Origin of the sequence: Anaerorudis cellulosivorans, assembly GCF_025943985.1 — a bacterium.
In the GTDB taxonomy this organism is placed as follows: Bacteria; Bacteroidota; Bacteroidia; order Bacteroidales; family Dysgonomonadaceae; genus Anaerorudis; species Anaerorudis cellulosivorans.
Window position 1 is genome coordinate 1 of sequence record NZ_JAPCWE010000030.1, and the last position, 2776, is coordinate 2776.

At 44.4% G+C, this 2776-nt stretch carries 3 protein-coding genes; 2 read left to right on the plus strand and 1 reads right to left on the minus strand.

The window, feature by feature from the left end; all coding sequences use genetic code 11:
- Positions 1-240: hypothetical protein (locus OLM34_RS11350; protein WP_264407376.1), on the minus strand; the 240-nt coding region annotated here is incomplete at its 3' end.
- Between the two features lie 147 nt (positions 241-387).
- On the opposite strand from OLM34_RS11350, the gene istA reads away from it, so the two are divergent.
- Positions 388-1950, plus strand: a complete 1563-nt coding sequence (gene istA, locus OLM34_RS11355) for an IS21 family transposase (RefSeq protein ID WP_264407377.1) — start codon at positions 388-390, stop codon at positions 1948-1950.
- Positions 1951-1985: 35 nt separating this feature from the next.
- Positions 1986-2702, plus strand: coding sequence for an IS21-like element helper ATPase IstB (gene istB, locus OLM34_RS11360; protein ID WP_264407378.1), 717 nt, complete (start codon positions 1986-1988; stop codon positions 2700-2702).
- The last annotated feature ends 74 nt before the right edge of the window (positions 2703-2776 follow it).

A 2776-nucleotide genomic window follows, 5' to 3' on the forward strand; every position in this document is an offset into this window, starting at 1 on the left:
TGGATAATCCGGAGCATGTCCACCCACTTTCCGGTCAAAATCCGGTGATTTAAGAAGATAGCAAATTCTTCGAAAATCAACCATTTTGTCATATATCCAAGAAAACAGCTTATATATTGTAAAAATAAGAGAGCAAAAAAGAGGGAATAAAAGGCTCTGCGCCCACTTTTCCGGAGCATATGCACCCAGCATTGCAAGGTAGTGGAAAAATTCATACGATTCCGGAGCATATGCACCCATTTCCCGAGTTTAACATGCTCATAAAAAGCATACTACGTTTTGCCTCTTTCCATTATCAGCCACATCCGAATTTTGGCGCATACCCACCCACTTGTCTTGATTATTTTTCATAAGATTGTGTGATATATCTACTAATCACATCATCGTATGGCAGGAATAATAATTAACATGAGTAAGGTAAAACAAGTACTTCGCTTACACGTGCAGGGCGTTTCAAACCGAAAGATAGCCCGTGATTTGGGGTTATATAAAGGAACGGTCAATACCTATGTGCGTAAGATCAAAGAGCATGAATACAGCATAGAAGAGCTGCTGGCTCTGGATGAACCGGTTTTGGAGAGTAAGCTCTTTGCCGGCAATCCCGCTTACAAGCAGGATCGTTTCGAAGAGTTTAAGGGTATGATTCCTTATTGGGAGAAAGAACTCAAAAACCCGCATGTCACGCGTTATCTTCTCTGGGAGGAATACAGGAAAAGTCATCCGGATGGTTACGGCTACTCCCAGTTCTGTTTTCATTTAGGGCAGATCCTCCATGCACGCAAACCGGGAAGCATATTGCAGCACAACCCGGGCGAAAAGCTTTTTGTGGATTTTGCCGGGGATACCTTTCCCTATATCGACCCGGAGAGTGGAGAAGTAATACAGACCCAGGTGTTTGTAGCCTGCCTGCCCTACTCCGACTATGCTTTTGTAATGGCCGTTCCCTCGCAAAGCACCGATGATTTTCTTTACGCTCTTTCCTGTTGCTTAAAACATCTGGGAGGTTCTCCCAAGATAGTGGTTACAGACAATCTGAGGGCTTCGGTGATTAAGGCAGACCGGTATGAACCCACACTAAACAGGGTGATGGATGATTTTGCCAACCATTACGAATTCGTAGTTTTGCCCGCGCGGGTGAAAAAACCTCAGGACAAGGCCTCTGTTGAAAATGAGGTAAAAATCATCTACAGGCGCGTCTATGCCAAACTTCGCCATCATACCTTCTTTTCTCTTGAAGAGATAAACCGGGCTTTAGCCGATAAAACGCGTGAACACAATCAAACCCGTCAGCAGCAAAAAGGATATTGCAGGGAAGAGAAGTTTCTGGCGGAAGAAAAGCCTTTGCTGAAAGAACTTCCGGAAAAAGATTTTGAGATAAAACATTATGCGAAGCTCAGGGTAGCTCAAAACAACTGCATCTATCTTGCCCGTGACAAACGTTACTACTCAGTTCCCTATCAGTATATTGGGGAAAAGGCGGATGTCATCTATACCCGAAGTTTGGTTCGCATTTATGTCCGGGGAGTATGTGTGGCCACACACCAACGCGTTATCGGATTCGGATATACTACCGTCAAAGAGCATATGGGTTCCGGCCATAACTTCTATCAGGATCGCAGCCCGGCGTTCTATATCAGGCAAGCCGGCAAACACTCCGAGCTGTTGGCAGAACTGATTGCCGTTATTTTTCAAAGAGCGGAGGTGCCCGAGGTACAGTATAAAAGATGTGATGGGCTGTTGAGTCTTCAACGAAAGACAGATCCGGTAATTTTTGAGCAGGTATGCCGCTATGCATTGGACAACGATATCCTGAGCTATCAATCCATCAAAAGAGTGATCAATAACAAAGCGTATCTGCATGATGTGGAAGAAGAAAAACGTCAAGACGGGAAAAATAAAAACATACAGCACATCAATATTAGAGGTAAAAAATATTATGCGGGGGAATAATCCCACAATAAATTCATCAAACAATTATCAAAACAATGGAACAGATTAAATCAGAACTTGTAGCCCTGCGCCTGTCGGGCATGGCTGCTACATTGAAAACATTGGAGGAGAGCAGGAAAATCCATGAACTCTCTTTGGCGGACGGACTGAGACTGCTCATACAGGGAGAGCGGGATCAGCGGGAGGCAAACCGGTATACGCGTTTGGTAAAAAACGCTTCGTTTCGATATCAGGCTACCCTCGAGGAATTGAGTTTCGATGCATCCAGGGGAATAGACAAATCACAAATCCTTTCGCTGGCAACGGGAAATTACATTCGCAGGGGAGAATCAATTTTGATTACCGCAGCCACCGGATGTGGGAAAAGCTTTATAGCCTCCGCATTGGGTTATCAGGCATGCAAACAGGGGTTTAGCGTCCACTACTTCAGTATGCAAAAGCTGATGGCAAAAATTAAAATCGCCAGAGTAGAAGGCGACACCATACGATTCTTTGAAAAGCTGGCCAAGACAGATTTATTGATACTCGATGATTTTGGTATCGGTACAATGGACAATCAGCAGCAGCTGGATTTTATGGAAATAATCGAGGACAGGCATGCCAGGAAAGCAACCATCATAGCCAGTCAGCTACCTCCGGCTAGCTGGTTCGACCTGTTCTCGGATGAAACGATCGCGGATGCGTTCATAGATAGAATGATTCCTTCACATAGAATCGAATTAAAAGGAGATAGTTTAAGAAAAAAAAGATAACTTTGCCAAATTGATAGTTCAGCCAGTGGGTGGGTATCACCGGAATCACTGGGTGGATATCACCGGAATATCAA

Coding starts and splice junctions, on each gene's coding strand:
- istA (WP_264407377.1), top strand. CDS start 388: ATGGCAGGAATAATAATTAACATGAGTAAGGTAAAACAAGTACTTCGC.
- istB (WP_264407378.1), top strand. CDS start 1,986: ATGGAACAGATTAAATCAGAACTTGTAGCCCTGCGCCTGTCGGGCATG.